The sequence below is a fragment of the Pseudomonas sp. NBRC 111132 genome (assembly GCF_001320565.1).
In the GTDB taxonomy this organism is placed as follows: Bacteria; Pseudomonadota; Gammaproteobacteria; order Pseudomonadales; family Pseudomonadaceae; genus Aquipseudomonas; species Aquipseudomonas putida_P.
This window is the reverse complement of the sequence record NZ_BCBI01000042.1, coordinates 26,954-48,143: the sequence shown is the minus strand read 5'-3', so window position 1 is coordinate 48,143 and position 21,190 is coordinate 26,954. Positions and strand designations below refer to the sequence as shown.

The 21,190-nt window shown below is 61.6% G+C and carries 17 protein-coding genes; 5 read left to right on the top strand and 12 right to left on the bottom strand.

What is annotated here, in order from left to right; translation table 11 throughout:
* The first annotated feature begins 248 nt into the window (after nucleotides 1–248).
* From APH35_RS19315 to APH35_RS19300, 4 genes are all read left to right on the top strand, one after another.
* Nucleotides 249–1,232, top strand: a complete 984-nt coding sequence (locus APH35_RS19315) for a DUF1852 domain-containing protein (protein WP_012272711.1) — start codon at nucleotides 249–251, stop codon at nucleotides 1,230–1,232.
* 27 nt (nucleotides 1,233–1,259) lie between these two features.
* Nucleotides 1,260–2,294, top strand: coding sequence for a methionine synthase (locus APH35_RS19310; RefSeq protein WP_060515293.1), 1,035 nt, complete (start codon nucleotides 1,260–1,262; stop codon nucleotides 2,292–2,294).
* 25 nt (nucleotides 2,295–2,319) lie between these two features.
* A complete protein-coding gene (locus tag APH35_RS19305; RefSeq protein ID WP_060492476.1) occupies nucleotides 2,320–2,829 on the top strand; it encodes a flavin reductase family protein in 510 nt (169 codons plus the stop codon).
* A gap of 98 nt (nucleotides 2,830–2,927) precedes the next feature.
* Entirely contained in the window at nucleotides 2,928–3,857 is a 930-nt protein-coding gene (locus APH35_RS19300) for a LysR family transcriptional regulator (protein ID WP_060515292.1), read from the top strand.
* 45 nt (nucleotides 3,858–3,902) lie between these two features.
* Here the strand turns inward: APH35_RS19300 and lipA are convergent, their stop codons facing one another.
* The 11 genes from lipA to speB form a co-directional block, all read right to left on the bottom strand.
* Nucleotides 3,903–4,877 carry a lipoyl synthase gene (lipA, locus tag APH35_RS19295; protein ID WP_012272715.1) on the bottom strand — a complete coding sequence of 325 codons (975 nt, stop codon included), beginning with the start codon at nucleotides 4,875–4,877 and terminating at the stop codon, nucleotides 3,903–3,905.
* 34 nt (nucleotides 4,878–4,911) lie between these two features.
* On the bottom strand, nucleotides 4,912–6,165 hold the full coding sequence (gene glyA, locus APH35_RS19290) for a serine hydroxymethyltransferase (protein WP_012272716.1): 1,254 nt from the start codon (nucleotides 6,163–6,165) through the stop codon (nucleotides 4,912–4,914).
* Between the two features lie 32 nt (nucleotides 6,166–6,197).
* On the bottom strand, nucleotides 6,198–9,068 hold the full coding sequence (gene gcvP, locus APH35_RS19285) for an aminomethyl-transferring glycine dehydrogenase (protein WP_060515291.1): 2,871 nt from the start codon (nucleotides 9,066–9,068) through the stop codon (nucleotides 6,198–6,200).
* Between the two features lie 15 nt (nucleotides 9,069–9,083).
* Nucleotides 9,084–9,461 (bottom strand): glycine cleavage system protein GcvH, encoded by a 378-nt coding sequence (gene gcvH / locus APH35_RS19280; RefSeq protein WP_012272718.1) that lies wholly within the window; start codon nucleotides 9,459–9,461, stop codon nucleotides 9,084–9,086.
* 260 nt (nucleotides 9,462–9,721) lie between these two features.
* Nucleotides 9,722–11,254, bottom strand: coding sequence for a sigma-54-dependent transcriptional regulator (locus tag APH35_RS19275; RefSeq protein ID WP_060515290.1), 1,533 nt, complete (start codon nucleotides 11,252–11,254; stop codon nucleotides 9,722–9,724).
* 94 nt (nucleotides 11,255–11,348) lie between these two features.
* Complete coding sequence (gene cycA, locus APH35_RS19270) at nucleotides 11,349–12,773, bottom strand: D-serine/D-alanine/glycine transporter (RefSeq protein ID WP_123109003.1); 1,425 nt, start codon at nucleotides 12,771–12,773, stop codon at nucleotides 11,349–11,351.
* A 353-nt stretch (nucleotides 12,774–13,126) separates the two neighbouring features.
* Nucleotides 13,127–14,815 (bottom strand): choline dehydrogenase, encoded by a 1,689-nt coding sequence (gene betA / locus APH35_RS19265; RefSeq protein ID WP_012272721.1) that lies wholly within the window; start codon nucleotides 14,813–14,815, stop codon nucleotides 13,127–13,129.
* Nucleotides 14,816–14,819: 4 nt separating this feature from the next.
* Nucleotides 14,820–16,289 (bottom strand): cytosine permease, encoded by a 1,470-nt coding sequence (locus tag APH35_RS19260; RefSeq protein ID WP_060515289.1) that lies wholly within the window; start codon nucleotides 16,287–16,289, stop codon nucleotides 14,820–14,822.
* On the bottom strand, nucleotides 16,286–16,465 hold the full coding sequence (locus APH35_RS19255) for a hypothetical protein (protein WP_012272723.1): 180 nt from the start codon (nucleotides 16,463–16,465) through the stop codon (nucleotides 16,286–16,288). The genes APH35_RS19260 and APH35_RS19255 overlap by 4 nt, the downstream gene beginning before the upstream one ends.
* 96 nt (nucleotides 16,466–16,561) lie before the next feature.
* Nucleotides 16,562–18,070, bottom strand: a complete 1,509-nt coding sequence (locus APH35_RS19250; protein ID WP_012272724.1) for an aldehyde dehydrogenase family protein — start codon at nucleotides 18,068–18,070, stop codon at nucleotides 16,562–16,564.
* Nucleotides 18,071–18,085: 15 nt separating this feature from the next.
* A complete protein-coding gene (gene speB, locus APH35_RS19245; RefSeq protein WP_012272725.1) occupies nucleotides 18,086–19,057 on the bottom strand; it encodes an agmatinase in 972 nt (323 codons plus the stop codon).
* 268 nt (nucleotides 19,058–19,325) lie between these two features.
* Between speB and APH35_RS19240 the strand changes: the two genes are divergently transcribed.
* Nucleotides 19,326–20,252: a LysR family transcriptional regulator gene (locus APH35_RS19240; protein WP_060515297.1), complete on the top strand. Its 927-nt coding sequence runs from the start codon at nucleotides 19,326–19,328 to the stop codon at nucleotides 20,250–20,252.
* Nucleotides 20,253–20,359: 107 nt separating this feature from the next.
* Here the strand turns inward: APH35_RS19240 and APH35_RS29070 are convergent, their stop codons facing one another.
* Nucleotides 20,360–20,923 carry a hypothetical protein gene (locus tag APH35_RS29070; RefSeq protein ID WP_012272727.1) on the bottom strand — a complete coding sequence of 188 codons (564 nt, stop codon included), beginning with the start codon at nucleotides 20,921–20,923 and terminating at the stop codon, nucleotides 20,360–20,362.
* Between the last annotated feature and the right edge of the window lie 267 nt (nucleotides 20,924–21,190).

The following is a 21,190-nucleotide window of genomic DNA, read 5'->3' as shown; positions in this document are numbered from 1 at the left end:
ACCGCCTCATCAACCCTGCAAGCAGTGCCCTTGCTGGACAATTCGGTCCTCAGCCCTGACACCCAACAGGCCGAATCGTAGAACGCATCATGAACAGCACTAAAAAATCTGTGAAATATCTTCAATACCCTTCATGCAAGGGGGCTGCCTAAAATACGTCTTAATCAAGGACAACATTAAGACGCCTGAGTGAAGGCCCCGGGAAATGACCGAGTCGATCGACCTCAGGCAACAGGACAGCGCCCAAGATGAATATTGAACCTGAATTTACCGTCAAACGCATCGCCTTCGACGAACATTATCACCCTGCCGAAAACACCCGCATCACGACCAACTTCGCCAATTTGGCGCGGGGTGCGAACCGCCAGGAAAACCTGCGCAACACGTTGGCCATGATTGACAACCGTTTCAATGCACTGGCGCATTGGGATAACCCTGAAAGTAATCGATATCACGTCGAACTGGAAATCATATCGGTCGAAATGAACATTGAAGCCGAGCGGCACGGCCATGCACTGCCGTTGATCGAAATATTGAAAACTCATATTGTCGACCGCAAAACCAACACCCGCCTGGCGGGCATGGTAGGTAACAACTTTTCCTCGTACGTGCGTGACTACGACTTCAGCGTGCTGCTGCTCGAACACAACAAGCATCGGCCAGCCTTCAGCACGCCTGACAACTTTGGCGAACTGCATGGCAACCTGTTCAAGTGCTTCGTCAACTCGCAAACCTACAAGGAGCACTTCAACAAACCACCGGTTATCTGCCTGAGCGTCTCGAGCAGCAAAACGTACCATCGGACCGAAAACCAGCACCCCGTGCTGGGTATCGAGTATCAGCAGGATGAATACTCCCTGACGGATGAGTACTTCAACAAGATGGGCTTGAAGGTGCGCTATTTCATGCCGCCGAACAGTGTCGCGCCGTTGGCGTTCTATTTTGCCGGTGACTTGCTGGCTGACTACACCAACCTTGAGTTGATCAGCACCATCAGCACCATGGACACCTTCCAGAAGATCTACCGACCCGAGATCTACAACGCCAACTCCGCTGCGGGCCATGCCTACCAGCCCAGCCTGAAGCACCAGGACTACTCGCTTACGCGCATTGTCTACGACCGGGAAGAGCGCGGTCGCCTGGCGATCGAGCAGGGCAAATTTGCCGAAGCGCAATTTGTCAAACCCTACCAGGCCACGCTGGAACAATGGTCCGCGCAATACGCCCGTTGATTAATTCAAAGTACAAGGTCACTGTTCATGAACACATTGCTCCCCACTTCCACTGCCGGCAGCCTGCCTAAACCCTCCTGGCTGGCCCAACCCGAAACCCTCTGGTCACCCTGGAAGTTGCAAGACGAACAACTGAGCGAAGGCAAGCAGGATGCCTTGCGCCTGGCGTTGCAAGAACAACAACACGCCGGTATCGACATCGTCAGTGATGGTGAGCAAACCCGTCAGCACTTTGTCACCACGTTTATCGAGCACCTCAGTGGTGTTGATTTCGAGCAACGTGAAACCGTTAGAATCCGTGATCGCTACGATGCGAGCGTTCCTACAGTGGTGGGTGCAGTGGCTCGGCAAAAACCGGTTTTTGTCGACGATGCCAAGTTCTTGCGCCAGCAAACCACACAGCCGATAAAGTGGGCGCTGCCCGGCCCCATGACCATGATCGATACGCTGTATGACAGCCATTATAAAAGCCGTGAGAAGCTGGCCTGGGAGTTCGCCAAGATTCTCAACCAGGAAGCCAGGGAACTGGAGGCCGCGGGCGTTGACATCATCCAGTTCGACGAACCCGCCTTCAATGTTTTCTTTGACGACGTGAATGAGTGGGGCGTGGCCGCATTGGAAAGGGCCATTGAAGGCCTGAAGTGCGAAACGGCCGTTCATATCTGCTATGGCTATGGCATCAAAGCCAATACCGACTGGAAAAAGACCTTGGGCGCCGAATGGCGGCAATATGAACAAGCCTTCCCCAAGCTGCAACAGTCCAGCCTCGATATCATTTCGCTGGAGTGCCATAACTCGCATGTGCCGATGGACCTGATCGAGCTGATTCGCGGGAAGAAAGTCATGGTCGGTGCCATTGATGTGGCCACCCCTACCATTGAAACACCCGAGCAGGTCGCTGCCACCCTGCGCAAGGCACTGCAGTTCGTCGACGCCGACAAGCTCTACCCTTGCACCAACTGCGGCATGGCGCCGCTACCGCGCCAGGTTGCCAGCGGCAAGCTCAAAGCGTTGAGTGCAGGCGCGGCCATCGTCCGCCAGGAACTCGCTAACGCACGCTGAAGCAAACGCAGCCACAGGACCTACTATGTTGCTTACCGGTAAGGCTATCGAACCGTCGGCTTTTCGCCAGGCACTCGGGCACTACGCATCTGGCATCACGGTGATTTCATCGCACCATGACGGTGAGCCGATCGGCTTCACCTGCCAGTCGTTCTACAGCGTGTCGATGAGCCCGCCGCTGGTGTCATTCAGTGTGATGTCCAGTTCGGCCAGCTACCCAAGAATTCGCCAGGCTGGCCGCTTCATGGTCAATATCCTGTCGGGTGAACAGGCCGGCATTTCCAACCGGTTTGCACAGCGAGGCGCCGACAAGTGGCACGGCGTCCAATGGCAGGTGTCGCCGCTGGGTAACCCGATCATTGCCGGCTGCCTGCACTGGCTCGATTGCGAAATTCACGCCGAGCACACCGCCGGGGATCACCTGATCGTGATTGGCGAAGTAAAAGCGCTGAACCTGCAGGCAGGTGCTGCTGCGCAGCCGCTGCTGTATTTCAAGGGGCAATATTGCAACCTCGCCGCGCACCACGCGGCTTGAGCCTCAGCCCTACTCACGGAAACCCACTGAAAGGGATTGTCAGGACCACTCGATAATGAGGAAAACCCACCTCTAGCGAGTGGATCCGTAATTTACCCATGATCGATTTACGCCACCTGCGAACCCTCCACGCGCTGCGTGAAACCGACAGCCTGCACGAGGCCGCCGAGCGCCTGCACCTGACCCAATCAGCCCTGTCGCACCAGTTCCGCGATATGGAGGAGCGCATCGGCATGCCGTTGTTCGTGCGTAAATCCAGGCCGGTGCGCTTCACCAGTGCCGGGCTGAAGCTGCTGCAGCTGGCCGATCAGGTACTGCCGCAGATCCGCAGCACCGAACGGGACCTGGGCAAACTGGCCGGGGGCTCCGCCGGGCGCTTGCACATCGCCATCGAATGCCACAGCTGCTACCAGTGGCTGATGCCTTCGGTGGATGAGTTCCGTGGCGCCTGGCCAGAGGTAGAGCTGGACCTCGCCTCCGGTTTTTCCTTCGCGCCGCTGCCGGCCCTGGAGCGCGGGGACCTGGACCTGGTGGTGACCTCCGACCCGGTGACCCTGCCGGGTATCAGCTACGTGCCGTTGTTCGGCTACGAGGCGCTGCTGGCCATCGACAACCATCACGCCCTGCGCCACAAGCCTTACCTTGAGCCCGCCGATATTGCCAGCCAGACTCTGATCACCTACCCGATCGAACGCAGCCGCCTGGACATCTTCACCCGCTTCCTCGACCCCGCCGACGTCGAACCCGCACAGGTGCGCACCTCTGAACTGACCGTGATGATGATGCAACTGGTGGCCTCCGGGCGCGGCGTTTGCTGCCTGCCCAACTGGGCAGTGCATGAGTACAGCTCACGCGGCTATGTCACCGCCAAGCGCCTCGGCGAACACGGCTTGCAGGCAAACCTCTACGCAGCGCTGCGCAGCGACATGCTGGAAGTACCCTACGTGAGTGATTTTCTGCTCACGGCCAAGGACATCTCCTTCACCACGCTGGCGGGTGTCAGCGTGGCTTCAGGCCCGGTCCTCTGAAAGAAAGTTGGGCAGCCGTTTCATCCCCCGCTGCCCAACCCACGCTTACACAGCCTGCGCCTGTCGGTCCGCATGGTAGGACGAGCGCACCAATGGCCCGGAAGCTACATTCCTGAAACCCATCGCCAACGCTTGCTCGGCAAACCAGGCGAACGTGTCCGGGTGGACGAAGCGCTGCACCGGCAAATGACTGCGCGAAGGTTGCAGGTACTGCCCCAAGGTCAACATGTCGACCTGATGCTCGCGCAGGCGCTGCATCACTTCGAGCACTTCGGCATCGGTTTCGCCCAGGCCAAGCATAAGCCCTGACTTGGTCGGCACCGTGGGTACACGTTGCTTGAAGCGCTCCAGCAGGTCCAGCGACCACTCGAAGTCCGAGCCCGGACGTGCCGCCTTGTACAAGCGTGGCACGGTCTCGAGGTTGTGGTTGAACACATCCGGTGGTTGCTGCTCGGTGATCGCCAGCGCCACGTCCATGCGCCCACGGTAATCCGGCACCAGGGTTTCCAGTTGGATGCCCGGCGACAATGCGCGGATCTCGCGCAGGCAATCGACAAAGTGCTGGGCACCACCGTCACGCAGGTCGTCGCGGTCTACCGAGGTGATGACCACGTATTTCAAGCGCAGGTCAGCAATGGCGATGGCCAGGTTCTTCGGCTCGTCGACGTCGAGCGGCTTGGGCCGACCATGGCCGACATCGCAGAACGGACAACGCCGGGTGCAGATGTCGCCCATGATCATGAACGTCGCCGTACCGCCAGAAAAGCACTCGCCCAGGTTCGGGCAGGCGGCTTCCTCGCACACACTGTGCAACTTGTGCTTGCGCAGCAGGGCCTTGACCCGCGCCACCTCCGGTGTAGTGGGAATCGCCACGCGGATCCAGTCGGGTTTGCGGGGTACATCTTCGGTGGGGAGGATTTTCACCGGGATACGCGCCACTTTCTCGGCACCGCGCAGTTTCACCCCGGCCTGCAGCGGCTGGGGACGCGGTGGGCTGTGTTGCAGTTGTTCGGTTGACATGGCTGGCTCCTGGCCTGCGATTCAGGTGTTGGGCTCAGGCCGGATAAACCGGGAACAACTTGCACAGTTCGCCCACCTGCCCCGCCACATGGGCCTCGACATCGGCATCACCAAGGTGGTCGAGGATGTCGCAGATCCAGGTCGCCAGGGCCCGGCATTCCGCTTCCTTGAAACCACGGGTCGTTACCGCCGGGGTGCCAATGCGCAGGCCCGACGTCACGAACGGCGACTGTGGGTCATTAGGCACGGCGTTCTTGTTCACCGTGATGTGCGCCCGGCCCAGCGCGGCGTCGGCGTCCTTGCCGGTGATGCCCTGGCGGATCAGGCTAAGCAGGAACAGGTGGTTGTCGGTGCCCCCGGAAACCACGTCGAAGCCCCGCTGCATGAAGACTTGCGCCATGGCCTGTGCGTTGTTGACGACCTGGCGCTGGTAGTCCTTGAAACCAGGTTCCAGGGCTTCCTTGAAGCACACCGCCTTGGCTGCGATCACATGCATCAGCGGCCCACCCTGCCCGCCTGGGAACACCGCCGAATTGAGCTTTTTCTCAAGCTCCGGGTCCGCCTTGGCCAGAATCAAGCCACCCCGTGGCCCGCGCAGGGTCTTGTGGGTGGTGGTGGTGACCACATCGGCATAAGGCAGCGGATTGGGGTACAGGCCTGCCGCCACCAAGCCGGCGACGTGGGCCATGTCAACGAACAGGTAGGCCCCGACCTTGTCGGCGATCTGCCGGAAACGCGGGAAGTCGAGGGTTTTCGAATAGGCCGAGAAGCCTGCCACGATCATCTTCGGCTGGTGCTCGACGGCCAGGCGCTCAACCTCGTCGTAGTCGATCAAGCCGTTGGCATCGATGCCGTATTGCACAGCGTTGTACAGCTTGCCCGAAGCCGACACCTTGGCGCCGTGGGTCAAGTGGCCGCCGTGCGCCAGGCTCATGCCCAACAGGGTATCCCCGGCCTGCAGCAAGGCCAGGTAGACCGCGGCGTTGGCCTGCGAGCCTGAGTGCGGCTGGACGTTGGCGTAACCCGCGCCGAACAGTTGCCTGGCACGCTCGATGGCCAGTTGCTCGACCACGTCGACATGCTCGCAGCCACCGTAATAGCGCTTGCCTGGGTAGCCTTCGGCGTACTTGTTGGTCAGTTCGGTACCTTGGGCCTGCATCACCTGCGGGCTGGTGTAGTTTTCCGAGGCGATCAGCTCGATGTGGTCTTCCTGGCGTTGCACTTCGCGGCGAATGGCCTCGGACAGCGCAGGGTCGAAGTCAGACAGGGTCAGGCTTTTATGGAACATGGGGGTGATTCCTTTTGGTTAGATCGGCAAGTTCAGGCGTCTTGATAACTCGACAGCGGCGGGCAGGCGCAGGCCAGGTTGCGGTCGCCGTAGACGTTGTCCACGCGCCCCACGGGCGGCCAGTATTTGCTTTCGCGCAGGTCGGCAAGCGGGTACACCGCCAGCTCCCGGCTATAGCGGTGCGGCCATTCGCCCGCCAGCTCGCTGGCGGTATGCGGGGCGTTCTTCAATGGGTTGTCGAGTGCGTCCAGCGTGCCGTTTTCCACCGCACGGATTTCTTCGCGGATGCAGATCATCGCGGCGCAGAAGCGGTCCAGCTCCTCTTTCGACTCGCTCTCGGTCGGTTCGACCATCAGCGTGCCGGCTACCGGAAACGACATGGTCGGGGCATGGAAACCAAAATCGATCAGCCGTTTGGCTACGTCCTCGACGCCAATGCCGCTGCTGTCCTTGAGCGGGCGCAGGTCGAGGATGCATTCGTGGGCCACCAGGCCGTTGTCGCCGGTGTACAGCACCGGGTAATGCTCCTCCAGGCGCCGGGCAATGTAATTGGCACTCAGGATCGCCAGCTGCGAGGCACGCTTGAGCCCTGCCCCGCCCATCATGCGGATGTACATCCAGGTGATCGGCAGGATACTGGCGCTGCCATACGGCGCCGCACTGACCGCGCCCTGCTGCTTCTGCAAATGGCCATGCCCCGGCAGGAACGGTGCCAGATGCGCCTTGACCCCGATTGGACCAACCCCAGGGCCACCGCCCCCATGGGGAATACAAAAGGTCTTGTGCAGGTTCAGGTGCGACACGTCGCCACCGAATTTGCCCGGTGCACACAGGCCAACCATGGCATTCATGTTGGCGCCATCCAGGTAAACCTGGCCGCCGTGTGCATGAATGATGTCGCAGATGCGCGTGATGCCGTCTTCGAACACGCCGTGGGTCGAGGGATAGGTAATCATCAAGGCCGCCAGCGTGTCTGTGTGCTGCTCGGCCTTGCGCTGCAGGTCGTCGATATCGACGTTGCCACGCGCGTCGCAGTTGACCACCACCACCCGCATGCCGGCCATCTGCGCCGTGGCCGGGTTGGTGCCATGGGCTGACGATGGAATCAGGCACACATCGCGCCCCGCCTGGCCACGGCTGGCGTGGTAGGCGCGAATGGCCAGCAGGCCAGCGTACTCGCCCTGGGACCCTGCGTTGGGTTGCAGCGACATGGCGTCATAACCGGTGGCCGCACACAGCATGGCTTCGAGCTCATCGGTCAACTGGCGGTAGCCCAGCGCTTGCTCGGCCGGGGCGAACGGGTGCAGGGCGGCGAACTCGGGCCAGGTGATCGGGATCATCTCGCTGGCCGCATTGAGCTTCATGGTGCACGACCCCAAGGCAATCATGCTGCGGTCCAGGGCCAGGTCTTTGTCACCCAGGCGCCGCAGGTAGCGCATCAGCTCGGTTTCCGAGTGGTAACGGTTGAACACCGGGTGTTGCAGGAATGGCGTAGCGCGCAGCAACGCCAGCGGCAGGCAGTCGGTGCCGTCGGCCGCCAGGGCGGCGTAATCCGGCAGCGTTTGCCCGGCCACCGCAAACACCTGCCACAGCGCCTCGACGCTGTCTTGCTCACAGGTTTCATCCAGTGAAAGGCCGACCCGCACCGAGTCGATCGGACGCAGGTTCAGTCTTGCGCTTTTAGCCGCGGCAAGCACATCGGCCACTGGCCCTGCAGTCACCACGGTAAAGGTGTCGAAGAAATGCGCCTGCTCCACACGATGCCCAAGCTGACGCAGCCCCTGCACCAGGATCGTGGTCAGGCGATGCACACGCCGGGCGATCTGGCTCAAGCCCTGAGGGCCGTGATACACCGCATACATGCTGGCGATGTTGGCCAGCAGTACCTGCGCGGTGCAGATGTTGCTGGTGGCCTTCTCGCGGCGGATGTGTTGCTCGCGGGTTTGCATGGCCAGGCGCAATGCCGGCTTGCCGAAGCGGTCGATGGATACCCCGACCAGCCGGCCAGGCATGTCGCGCTTGAACGCGTCACGGGTTGCAAAATAGGCCGCATGCGGGCCGCCGAAACCCAGCGGTACACCGAAGCGCTGGGCGCTGCCGATGACCACGTCGGCACCCAGCGCTCCCGGCGGGGTCAGCAACGTCAGTGCCAGCAGGTCTGCGCACACCGAAACCAGTGCGCCATCAGCATGGGCGCGCTGGATCAAGGCACGATGATCGACAATTTCGCCGGTACTGGCCGGGTACTGCAGCAGCAGGCCGAAATAGCCGTCGAGCGGCTGGCCATCCAGGGCCGCCTCGTCACCGATGACCACGTCGATCCCCAGTGGCTGGGCACGGGTACGCAACACATCGAGGGTTTGCGGGTGGCAATGACGGGAAGCAAAAAACGCCGGCGCCTTGTTTTTTGCCAGGCGCTTGCAGAAGGTCATGGCCTCGGCGGCAGCCGTGGCTTCATCGAGCAATGAGGCGTTGGCGATTTCCATCCCGCTCAGGTCGCTGACCAGGGTCTGAAAGTTCAGCAGCGCTTCCAGGCGCCCTTGGGAGATTTCTGGCTGATAGGGCGTATACGCGGTGTACCAGGCCGGGTTTTCCAGCAGGTTGCGCAAGATCGGTGTCGGGGTATGGCAGGGGTAATAACCCTGGCCGATATGGTTGCGGTACAGCTGGTTGTTGGCAGCAACGGCCTTGAGCGCGGCCAAGGCCTCTGCTTCGCCCAGCCCTGGGGTCAGCTCGAGCACATTGCTGCCCTTGATGCTGGCAGGGATGACGCTGTCGATCAGCGCGTCGAGCGATTCATGGCCGGTCAGCGCCAACATGGCCGCGATATCGTCTTCGCGCGGGCCAATGTGGCGGGCGACGAACTCATTATCGGTGCCCAGCGGGATGCGCGGTTTGTTCATGGCTGCCACCCCGGCTCAGGCGTTTTCGGCCAGGAAACGGTCATAGCCGTCCTGGTCCATCAGGCTATCGAGGTCGCCAGGGTTGCTGGCCTGGATGCGGAAGAACCAGCCGTCCTGCATTGGCGAGGCGTTGACCAGCTCTGGGTCGTCGGCCAGCGCCTGGTTGACGGCCACCACGGTGCCGGTCAAAGGCATGGTGATGTTGCTGGCGGCCTTCACCGACTCGAGCACCGCGACTTCATTGCCCTCGCCATACGCACCCGGCTCCGGCAGCTGTACGTACACCACGTCCCCCAAGGCCGCCTGGGCATAACTGGTAATACCGACGGTCAACTCGCCAGTCGCCTCCAGGCGCAGCCATTCGTGTTCGGGGGTAAAACGCAGAGTGCTCATGGATTGTCCTCTCTTGTTATTGGGTAGGCCCCTTCGCGGGGCTGCCGGATACCAGAGCAAGAGCAATGCCAATCAGTATTTATTTATATTTATCAGGTGCTTATAAACGTATCGTAGTGTTTTCGCCCCCCTGCAGCGGAGCGTATTCGCTCCACTGCCTGAGCCCTCTGCCTGCTTCTTTTGGGGCCGCCCATTGAATGCGCGCCTCACAGACAAACGGAGCGCTATCGCTCCAGCGGAGCGCATTCGCACCGAGCCGGTTACAAAGCCCGGCTGGCGATCCCGTACTTGCGCAGGCGCTGGCCGATGGCAGTGTGAGACGTCTGCAGACGCACGGCCAACTGCCGAGTCGAGGGGTAGCTCTCGTACAACTTTTCAAGCAAGGACTTTTCAAAGGCCTGAACGGCGGCTTCCAGGCTGATGATTTCGGCCCCGTCAGCCTGCTGACTGCTCAACGCGGTACCGGCCAGCTCCAGGTCATCGCAGTCGATCACCTCGCCTTCGCTGATCGCCGCGGCGCGGAAAATCACGTTCTGCAACTGGCGCACGTTACCTGACCAGCGATTGCCCAGCAGCAGCGGATGGGTCGCCAACGCCAGACGGCATGGCCCACGCTGTATCTGCGCACAGGCCTGGCGCAGAAAGTGTTCGGCCAGCAGCAGGATGTCCTTGCCCCGCTCACGCAGCGGCGGCACCTTCAGGTTGAGCACGTTCAGCCGGTAGTACAGGTCTTCGCGAAAACTGCCCTCCATCACCATGCTCTCCAGATTGCGGTGGGTGGCACAGACCACGCGCACATTCACCCGCACTTCGTTGCCGCCCCCTACCCGGCGAAAACTGCCGTCATTGAGAAAGCGCAACAGCTTGGCCTGCAAGTACGGCGACATCTCGCCCACTTCATCGAGAAACACCGTTCCGCCGTCGGCCAGTTCCAGCAGGCCTGGCTTGCCGCCACGTTGGGCGCCGGTGAAGGCACCAGCGGCATAGCCGAACAGTTCGCTTTCAGCCAGGCTTTCGGGCAGTGCCGCGCAGTTCAGCGCCAGGAAAGACGTGTCGCGCCGGGCGCTGAGCGCATGGCAGGCGCGGGCCACCAGCTCCTTGCCGGTGCCGGTCTCGCCCTGGATCAGCAAGGGTGCCTCCAGGCTCGCCACTTTGTGCAAACGTGCCTTGAGCGCCTGCAGCACCGCCGACTCCCCCAACAACGCGCCCAGCCCGTCTGCGTTGTCATGCAGCAACGAGGCCAGGCGCTCGCCGATGCGGCTCGCCGGGTACAGGGTCAGCAGGCCACCGACCAGGCCATCGGCCCCGCCGCTGATGGGCGTAGCCTCCAACAGCAACGGTTGGTCCTGAAAGCTCACCTCGCACATCGGCAGGCGAAAGCCCTTGTCGATCAGGGTGCGGGCCAGGTTCGGCTCGGCAAACAATCTGTTCAACGGCTCCCCCGCCGGCTCGCGGCCCACCAGGCTGACCAGCGTCGGGTTGGCCAACAGCACATGGCCAGCGGGGTCCACAGCCAGCACCGGGTCACTCATGGCCGCCAGCAAGGCTTCCAGCTGCAGGCGCCGGCGGTGGCCAGGCAGGAAGTCGACCAGCGACACCTCCTGCACACCGTCCACACCCAACAGGGCTGCATACAGCTCATCCAGCACGGCCGGAGACAAAGTTGGGGCATCGATGTAGACGTTGGGCGGAATCATTTCCACCGCGTCCAGGTTGAGGTTGCGCGCCCCAAGCAGCGACAGGATTTCCTGAGTGATACCGACACGGTCGACGAAAGTGACGTGGATTCTCATCAAAGCTCCTTATCCAAAGCCCTGCCTGGCAGAAAGACAACAGGGGGACAGCGCAATGGCGCCGTCCCCCTTGGGCAAAACGTGAATGTGCCGATCAATCGGCGTCGAACGACAACTGCGCGGTCTCCTGTTTCTTCTGCCGAATGGAGCGGTACGCCAGCCCCAGCACGGCAAACCACACCGGTACCAGGTACAAGGCCATGCGGGTATCGGCTTCCAGGGCCAGCAACGCCAGGATGAAGGCGAAGAACGCCAGGCACACCCGGCACATGAAGGTGCCGCCCGGCATCTTGTACTTCGACGCTTGGTGCAACGGGTCACGCTGCTTGCGGTACGCCAAGTACGACAGCAGGATGATCGACCAGACGAACATGAACAGCAGCGCCGACACCGTGGTGATGAGCGTGAAGGCATCGAGCATGTTCGGCACCAAGTAGATGACCAATGCCCCACCGGTCAGGCACACGCAGGAGAAGATCAGGCCATTGGAAGGCACGGCACGGCTGGACAGTGCGCTGAACTTGCCGGGCGCATCACCATCCACCGCCAGGCCATAGAGCATGCGGCTGGTGGAGAACACCCCGCTGTTGGCCGAGGACATGGCCGAGGTCAGCACCACAAAGTTGATGATGCCAGCGGCGGCAGGCAGACCGGCCAGCACGAACAGCTCGACAAAGGGGCTCTTGTTGGCCACCACTTCACGCCAGGGGGTCACGGCCATGATGGCGATGAGCGCCAGCACGTAGAAAACGATGATACGCACCGGAATCGAATTGATCGCCCGCGGCAGGTTGCGCTCAGGGTTCTTGGTTTCGGCCGCTGTTGTGCCAACCAACTCGATTCCGACGAAGGCAAACACGGCGATCTGGAAGCCAGCGAAGAAACCCATGGCACCATGGGGGAACATCCCCCCGTCGTTCCACAGGTTGGCCAGCGCGGCCGCATGCCCGGCCGGCGACTGGTACGCTGCCGCCACCATGTAGAAGCCTGTGCAGACCAGGGCGCAAATAGCCACGATCTTGATCATGGCAAACCAAAACTCCATTTCCCCGAACATCTTCACCGTCATCAGGTTCAGCGTGAGCAACAGGCCAACGCACGCCAGTGCCGGTATCCACAACGGCATGTCCGGGAACCAGAATTGGGTATAGGCAGAGATCGCAATCACGTCGGCAATACCGGTGACGATCCAGCAGAACCAGTAAGTCCAGCCCGTAAAGAAGCCTGCCCACGGCCCTAACAGGTCGGCGGAAAAATCGATGAACGACTTGTAATTCAAGTTGGACAGCAACAGCTCGCCCATGGCCCGCATGACGAAGAACAGCATGAAGCCGATGATCATGTAGACAAAGATGATGGAAGGCCCGGCAAGGCTGATGGTCTTGCCAGAGCCCATGAACAGGCCGGTGCCGATGGCACCGCCGATGGCGATCAGCTGGATATGGCGGTTGGACAGGTTGCGCTTGAGTTCGTGAGTATCGCCCTCAGGCGGGCAGTGACCGTGCGGCAAGTTATTCATTGTCATGTACCTTGCTAGTTTAATTGTTTTTATAACGTCACAAGTTCAACGCTCGAGACCGGATGAACAACTTTCAACGCCGATCGAGTGCAAGGTCGGGAGCAAGGTCTGTGCCAAGTGCAAATAGCGCTAGTTAGAGGGGGTTTATTGAGAGCACGGGTACTTCCTGTAAAGAAGTCACTCCATATATTCGTATCAATCAGGCGGTTTAACTGCCGGAGGCATCGGCAGCACTGCACTTGCCCGCCACGTATCGAAATCATTCCAATGGAGCGTATTCACTCCACAATCATCGACTGGCCTCTGTGGAAGCGGCCTTGGCCGCTCCCACGTTGACCCCATCAAGCGGATATTTAACGGATAGGCATCTCCCGCACGGGCTTGCGGCTACGCTGCTCCTCCTCCCAGCCCCCCACCAGGCCCACCGGTACATCGACCGGCGCCAGCGGCTGACGCCCGCGCACCAGGTCGGCTGCGCGCTCGGCCAGCATGATAGTCGGCGCGTTGAGGTTGCCGTTGGGCTCGCTCGGGAACACCGACGAGTCGATCACCCGCAGCCCCTGCAATCCACGCACGCGCAGCATTGAATCGACCACCGCCATCTCATCCTCACCCATACGACACGAGCCGCACGGGTGCATGGTGCTTTCCATGTTCGCGCGCACGAAGGCGTCGATTTCTTCGTCGGTCTGCACCTGCGGCCCGGGCGCCAGCTCCTCGCCACGGTAGCGGTCCATGGCCGGCTGGGCGATGATCTCGCGGGTCAGCCGTACGCACCGACGGAAACCTTCGCGGTCCTCTTCGCTCTCCAGGTAGTTGAAGCGGATTTGCGGATGCTGGTACGGGTCGGCCGACAACGCCCGCACATGGCCTCGGCTCTTGGGCTTGTTGGGCCCGGTCAGCACCATGAAACCATGGCCTTTGAACGGTTTGTCGCCGTCGTAGCGCATGGCCGCCGGCAGGAAGTGGAACTGGATGTCCGGCCAGCGCAAGCCCTTGGACGAGCGGATGAAACCGCCGGCTTCGAAGTGGTTGCTGGCCCCCAGCCCGTCCTTGAACAGCAGCCAGCGCAAGCCGATCATGGCCTTGCCCAGCAGGTTCATCTTGCCGTTGAGGGTCACCGGTTGCTTGCACGCATACTGGATGTAGATTTCCGAGTGGTCCTGCAGGTTCTCGCCCACCCCCGGCAGGTCGTGGCGCACCTCAATGCCGGCGCTTTTCAGCACCGCCGCTGGGCCGATGCCAGAGCGCTGCAGTAAATGCGGTGAGCCGATCGGGCCGGACGCCACCAGCACTTCCCGGTTACACATGACTTTGTGCGTCTGCCCGCCATGGTCATATTCCACGCCCACCGCCCGCTTGCCATCGAGCAGGATGCGCCGGGTCATGGCATGGGTGATCACGGTCAGGTTCGGCCGGGTCATCGCCGGGCGCAGGTAGGCATTGGCGGTGGACCAGCGCACACCGTCCTTCACCGTCATGTGCATGGCACCAAAGCCTTCCTGCATGTAACCGTTGCAGTCATCGGTCTTGATGTAGCCGGCTTCGGCGCCCGCCTCGACCCAGGCACCATACAGCGGGTTCTGCATATTGTTGCCGTTGTTGGTCGACAGCGGCCCGGCGCCGCCCCGGTAGTCGTCGCCACCGAACTTGTACTGCTCGGCACGTTTGAAGTACGGCAGGCAGTTGCGGTAGCTCCAGTTTTTCGCGCCGAGGCTTTCCCACTCATCGAAATCACAGGCATGGCCGCGGATGTAGACCAGGCCATTGATCGACGACGAGCCGCCCAGCACCTTGCCCCGAGGGCAATGCAGGCGCCGGTTGTCCAGATGCGGCTCGGCCACGGTCTCGTAGTGCCAGTTGTATTTCTTGGTGTTCATCGGCAAGGAGAACGCACTGGGCATCTGGATCAGCACGCTGCGGTCGCTGCCACCGAACTCCAGTACCAGCACCGAGGTACCGGCGTCTTCGCTGAGGCGGTTGGCCAACACGCAGCCGGCAGAGCCCGCACCGATGATGATGTAGTCGTATCGCTTGGTCATTGTTCTAGTCCTGTGCGCGAAGGCCGACGGCCTCGAAGTTGCGTTCGTTACGCTTTGGGTAGCCGCCCCAACCCAGGCGCGCGGCCAGCAGTCGGGTCAAGCCGTAATGCACCAGCCCGGCCAGCAGGCAGGACGGTAGCGAGGCCGTGGCGAAGGTGAAGAAGTCGGTATGGGCCAGGGTCTGCGGGTTGAACACCACCACATAGATCGCAAAGCCCGCCACCAGCGCCACCAGCGCAATGGGGTTGAAGCCTTTGCAGTAGCGCAGGGGTGACACGCTTGGTTCGGCGTAGAGCTGGCGCAGGTTCAAGCGCTGCTTGCGAAGGAAGAAGTAATCGGCGATGCCAATGCCGGCCAGGGCGCTGTTGAGTGCGGAGGTCCACACCAAAAAGATGAAGAAGCCATCGTAGATACCCGGCACCAGCACCACGATCACCACCGGGATGATGCAGAACAGCGTGATCAATACCCCCCAGCCCATGCTGCGCAGCCGTTCCCCGGCCAGCTGACGCAGGCCGATCACCGCCGTGTAGAGGATGTTGACCATGCCGGTCAGGTTGGCCAGCGCCAGGAAACTCAGGGCGATGATGCCAAAGCCCATGCCACCGGCCAGGCGCATCCAGGCGGTAGGGTCGCTGCTGCCCAGGGTGGTGGCGGCGAACAGGCTGACCGACTCGCCCAGTGAAGCGGCACCGAAGATGCCCACCAGGTTGGGCCAGAAGGCGGTACGCTGGTTGCTGCACAGGCGCGACAGGTTGCCGATGTAGGGCCACCAGGAAAAGCCCGCGGCAATGTTGATTTCCACCGCGACCATGAAGTTGACGTGCGGGTTCTCGAACGGTGGCTGCAAGGGCGGCATGGCCAGCAGCTGGTCAAGGCTGTAGCGGCGCGAAATGAAGTACATCAGCGCCAGCATGATCAGGATCAGGCTGGGCGCGATCACCGCACTCAGGCGGCGGATCATGTCTGGCCCGCGCATGGCGACCAGCGCTGCCAGCACAATGGCCAGCAACGCCCCGCCGGTCACCAGCCAACCGTCGCCGCTGGGTTGGGCCTGGTGCACCAGGGTCTGCAGGTTGTCCAGCGCCCGCCCGCACATCAGCCCCAGCACCGCCAGCCAACCCATGGTCAGCACCACCACCGAGAGGAAGTAGACCAGGCGGCTGCCATTGAGGCCGAACATGCTGCGCAGGAAGGTGAACTGCTCGACACCGTACTTGCCGCAGGGCAGGCAGGTGGACGAGGCTGCCAGGACCACGCCGATGATGTTGCCGATGATGATCGCCGCAATCCCTTGCAAGGGGCCGACGAACAGCGCCGTGGCACCGCCGATCAGGAACACCCAGGTAGCCACCGCCAGCGCCGAGTTGGCGTAGGCAAAGCCCCAAAAACCCCACACCCGCTCACTGGGCAGCAAGGGGGTGTCACCACGTTCCGCACCCAGGCGAAACTCCTGCTCACGGGAAGCACTCATGGGTGGCCTCCCAGGTAGTACGCGCCAGCGATCATCACCAGCACCAGCAAAGCGAGTGCGACCACATCTGCCGCCGTCAGGGCGCCCGGCCAATGCGCCCTCCTCTCCAGTTCCTCATAGGCGCACAGGCGCCTTTCCAGGTCTTGCGCACGCTCTACATCCACTTGGCTGTTCATCGGCATCACCTCTACAGGTTCTTGTTCTTGAAATTCGATGCTTGATTGAACCCGCGTCGCTCGCCAAACCTCAGCGACGCAGGCCGGCCCTGAACCTCAGGGCAAGGTGATCCACACCGCCTTGGTCTCCAGCAGAAACTCCAGTTGTTCCGCGCCCAGGTCCTTGCCGTAGCCGGACTGTTTGTAGCCACCGAACGGCATGGCCGGGTCGAGGGTACTGTGGGCATTGACGTATACGGTGCCGGCGCGAAGCTGCGGGATCAGCCCATGCACCTTGCCCAGGTCGTTGGAGTAGATCGCCGCTGCCAGGCCAAACAGCGAGTCGTTGGCAAGCTGCAGTGCCTCCTCCTGGCTGTCGAACGGCTGAGTGACCAGCACAGGGCCGAAGATCTCCTCGCTGACGATGCGCATGTCATTGCGGCAATGGGCGAAGATCGTCGGCTGCACGTAGAAGCCGGGGCCGTCGAGCAGCTCGCCACCATAGTGCACCTGCGCGCCTTCGGCCTTACCCAGGGCGATATAGTCCAGCACGCGCCGCTGCTGTTGCTGCGACACCATCGGGCTGATGAAGCAATCGGGGTCAAGCCCTGGGGCAATCTTCAACGTCGCCGTGTAGCGTGCCAACGCGTCGAGAAATGCCGGATAGACACTGCGCTCTACATACGCACGGGTACCGGCATCACACACCTGCCCAGAGTTGAAGAACACCCCATTGGCCACGGCTTGCGCCGCCGCCTCGATGTCCGCGTCGGCAAACACGATCACCGGGGACTTGCCACCCAGTTCGAGGGTAAGGCGCTTCATCTGGTCCATCGCCGTCTTGCCCACCGCACACCCCACTGGGGTAGAGCCGGTAAAGCTCAGCTTGTCGATGCCTGGGTGGCTGGACATCGCCTGGCCGACCACGCTGCCGCGCCCGGTCACGATGTTCACCACGCCATCGGGAATACCTGCCGCCTGTACCAGCTCGGCAAAGCGCAGCGCCGACAGCGAGGTCAGCTCCGCCGGTTTGACCACCACGGTGCAGCCGGTGGCCAGCGCCGCGCCCAGTTTCCAGGCCATGGTCTGCAGGGGGAAGTTCCACGGCACGATGGCGCCGACCACACCCACTGCCTCCTTGCGGGTATACGCCAGGTAGTTGCCAGGCAGCGAAGGCTCGACCGTCCGGCCGTGGATCTTGCTGGCCCAGCCGGCGAAATAGCGCAGGGTATCGACCGTGCCCTGGATGTCGACTGCGCGCGCCTGCACCACCGACTTGCCCATGTCGATGGCTTCGATCTGCGCCAATTCGTCGCCGTGGGTTTCGATCAAGTCGGCCAGGCGATGAATCAGGCGCTCGCGCTCCAGCGGCTTCAGCTGGCGCCAGGCACCACCGTCGAACTGCGCGCGCGCGGCGCACACGGCACGGTCGAGGTCATCTGCGGTGCCCATGGGGATGCGTGTCAGTACCCCTTCGGTGGAGGGCTCGATGACCTCGGCGGTACCTCCGTCGCTGGCCTCCAGCCAGGCACCGCCGATGAACATGCGCTGCGGCTTGCTGAGAAAACGCTGGGTCGCCTCGGAAACGCCAAAGGCCTGCAAGTAGGCTTTAACCTTGTTGTCCACAGTACAGTCTCCGGGTCAGCGGGCGTTGGCGCGCGCGTGGAAGATGAAGCCGATGCTGTTCATCAGCAATTGTGCGGCCAGGATCGAGGTCATGCCGGTGGGGTCGTAGGCCGGGGCCACTTCGACCAGGTCCATGCCGACGATGCGGCCATGGCTGCGCCGGGCCAGGGCCTGGATGATCTCCAGCACTTCGTAGTACAAGAATCCGCCATGGCTCGGCGTGCCAGTGCCCGGGGCGATGGACGGGTCGAAGCCGTCGATGTCGATGGTGATGTAGTAGTTGCGGCCTTCAGGAATTTTCGCCAGCACGCCCTCGCAGCCCAACCGACGTACGTCACGCACCGAAAGAATCTGCGAACCGGCGTCACGCGCGGCGTCGTAGTCGTCGCGGTTGGATGAGGACACGTTGCGGATGCCCATTTGGGTCATGCCAACGATGTGCTCCAGCTCCGATGCGCGGCGCAGCGGGCTGCCGTGGCCGTAGCGCACGCCGTGGCGCTCGTCGACGAAATCCAGGTGGGCGTCGAAATGCACGATGTGGATCGGCCCATGGCCTTCGAACGCCTTGATCACCGGGGCATGCACCGAATGGTCACCGCCCAGCACCACCGGCATCGCCCCCGCCGCAAGAATCTGCCGCACGGCCGACTCGATGTTGGCGTTACTGCTGGCCATGTCGGTGTGCACGATGTCGGCGTCGCCCACATCGACCATGCGCACCTGGTCTTCGGTCAGGTAGGTGGCGTCATCTTCGAAGTCATAGGCACCGGCATGGCCGAAGGAAAACAAGGTCGATGCCTCACGAATGCCGCGCGGCCCAAAACGCGCACCCGAACGCCACTGGGTGCCCATGTCGTTGGGTGCCCCCAAAATCGCCACATCGGCGTCGATTGCCGCCCAGTCGGTGCATACCGGCGCCTTGGCGAACGTGCAATGGCCCACGAAGGGCAGGTTCAGGCGGCCAGACTCGTAACCGTGCTTTGCCATGTTCTGCTTTCTCCACGTGTTGTTCTATGTCAGGAGACGGGGCGACTGCTCGACCACCGTTGCAGCCACTATGGCAACCAGGTTGGCGGGGAAAAATGCGCAAGTGCAGATACATACATCGCCATAGCCCGAAGTATTGGCAGGCAGCGAGTCCAGAAAATGCCAGGCATTGCAGTGGCGAGGCGCTCATGTTTAGCTTGCGCAACAAGAACAATACATGGGCGCTCATATCAGCACTGGCGATGTGAGGCTCTGCCGGGAGGCTACGGTGATCCAGCTCCACGATGTCGACCTGAAGCTGCTCAGGGTATTCACCACTATCGTCCGGTGCGGCGGCTTTTCCGCAGCGCAAGCGGCGCTCAATGCCGGGCAGTCGACCATCAGCGAACAGATGTCGCACCTGGAAACCCGCCTGGGGGTCAGGCTTTGCCAGCGCGGGCGCAGTGGCTTTCGCCTGACCGAGCAAGGGGTGGCAATCCATGAGGCAACCCTGCGCCTGCTCAGTGCCGTGGAGAGCTTTTGCCTGGACGCCGACGTGCTCAAGCAGCACATCAGCGGCAAGCTCAACCTGGGCATCATCGACTCCACCCTGACCGACCCCGTCTCGCCACTGCCGCGCACCACCCAACGCTTCGTTTCACGTGGGCATGATGCCCACCTGCACATCTACATCGGTGCCCCGGCAGAACTTGAAGAGCGCGTGCTGGACGGCAGGCTGCACCTGGCCATCGGCCATTTCCCCATGCGCGTCGCCGGGCTGTCCTACCTGCCGCTTTATGACGAGGCGCTTGGCCTGTACTGCGGCAGGCGTCACCCGCTGTTTGCCAGCAATGCGGGCAACGGCCGACTGATGGAGGACGTGCGCCAAAGCCGTATCGTGGTGCGCGGCTACATGCAGCAGTACGACCTGGAGCAGTTGGGCATCACCAAGGCCGATGCGACGGTGGAGAACATCGAGGCAGCGGCGATCCTGATCATTTCCGGGGCCTATATCGGCTTTTTGCCCGTGCACTTTGCCGAGCAATGGGTCAAGACCGGCGAAATGCGCCGCCTGGGGGCCAACACGCTGGACCTCAGCTCGCCCTTCGATGTGGCTACCCGGCGCGGTGTGTCGCGCCCGCCTATCCTGCAGGCCTTTCTGGAGGATTTGGCTGCCTGTACCGTGAGGACGGCCTCTCATCTCGACGCCGTCTAGAAATGTCTTTGAGCAATGTCTTCAGCAAATACGTAGTCACTCTGAAATGCTCATCCTCCTGACGAACCGTGCAGCAGGTTTTGGACTGATCTTTTCGTTGTTGAAATTTACGCTGTCACCGGCGCGCAGCGCACCGAGATCATGCCGGAGGCAATATCGACTGCAATGTGGAAGGTGCCCGGTTCATGCTTGGCTGAATACCGTTCAGGTGTGGCATCTGAATTGAACATGAGCAGCTTGTAGCGTGCGGCAGCGCCGCCTTGACGTAACTTGCGCAGGGCGCTGGCCTTTTTGCCTTGGAAGAACGACGGCGCGACATTGAAGGCCTCGCCAATCAGCGTTTCGCTGGGGGAGGAGGCGCGAATGTCGAAGCCGTTCTTGTCTTCATTTCCAAACTCCACCGTGTATTCGGTGAACGGGAATGTTTTTTCTCTAAGCAGGCCAGCGATGCCATTGAGGATCACCAGGTCGGACATGATTCGGTTGGCAGCTTCAAAGAGGGTGACCTGCGGGTAGGGGCCGGCCCCCACCTTATCCCGCTTGATCGAAGTCAATAGCTGAACACCGTGCTTGCCTTGAATTGACGCCCCCAGGCAATCAAGGCTCTGTTCAAACTCACTCTTGATGGCGTGTATGTTTTCGGCGTTCAGCGTTCTTATTGGTTGACGCATGGGTGTCCCTGGCAAACGAAAGATTGGAAATAGCGCCAGCCTTGCGCAAACGCTACAAAGGTGACCGCCATTATTGTGCCACCGCTGTATTCGTCAGTGCCATCCATCAGGTGCCAGGTCCATAAGCCATTACCTCCGAAGCTTGCTCCCGAGCGCTCTGGCAAGTAATACCGCCCTCTTCGCAGGTGACACCGGACAGCCTGCTCGCTGCACGCCCCAACGCGGGTCAAAACCCATAAGCGGATTCAAAGTGCCCTTTTTTGATGC

Coding starts and splice junctions, on each gene's coding strand:
- APH35_RS19305 (WP_060492476.1), top strand. CDS start 2,320: ATGTTGCTTACCGGTAAGGCTATCGAACCGTCGGCTTTTCGCCAGGCA.
- gcvH (WP_012272718.1), bottom strand. CDS start 9,461: ATGAGCACTCTGCGTTTTACCCCCGAACACGAATGGCTGCGCCTGGAG.
- APH35_RS19260 (WP_060515289.1), bottom strand. CDS start 16,289: ATGAGTGCTTCCCGTGAGCAGGAGTTTCGCCTGGGTGCGGAACGTGGT.
- APH35_RS19315 (WP_012272711.1), top strand. CDS start 249: ATGAATATTGAACCTGAATTTACCGTCAAACGCATCGCCTTCGACGAA.
- APH35_RS29070 (WP_012272727.1), bottom strand. CDS start 20,923: ATGCGTCAACCAATAAGAACGCTGAACGCCGAAAACATACACGCCATC.
- APH35_RS19310 (WP_060515293.1), top strand. CDS start 1,260: ATGAACACATTGCTCCCCACTTCCACTGCCGGCAGCCTGCCTAAACCC.
- glyA (WP_012272716.1), bottom strand. CDS start 6,165: ATGTTCCATAAAAGCCTGACCCTGTCTGACTTCGACCCTGCGCTGTCC.
- APH35_RS19300 (WP_060515292.1), top strand. CDS start 2,928: ATGATCGATTTACGCCACCTGCGAACCCTCCACGCGCTGCGTGAAACC.
- lipA (WP_012272715.1), bottom strand. CDS start 4,877: ATGTCAACCGAACAACTGCAACACAGCCCACCGCGTCCCCAGCCGCTG.
- betA (WP_012272721.1), bottom strand. CDS start 14,815: ATGACCAAGCGATACGACTACATCATCATCGGTGCGGGCTCTGCCGGC.
- APH35_RS19275 (WP_060515290.1), bottom strand. CDS start 11,254: ATGAGAATCCACGTCACTTTCGTCGACCGTGTCGGTATCACTCAGGAA.
- speB (WP_012272725.1), bottom strand. CDS start 19,057: ATGGCAAAGCACGGTTACGAGTCTGGCCGCCTGAACCTGCCCTTCGTG.
- APH35_RS19255 (WP_012272723.1), bottom strand. CDS start 16,465: ATGAACAGCCAAGTGGATGTAGAGCGTGCGCAAGACCTGGAAAGGCGC.
- gcvP (WP_060515291.1), bottom strand. CDS start 9,068: ATGAACAAACCGCGCATCCCGCTGGGCACCGATAATGAGTTCGTCGCC.
- cycA (WP_123109003.1), bottom strand. CDS start 12,773: ATGAATAACTTGCCGCACGGTCACTGCCCGCCTGAGGGCGATACTCAC.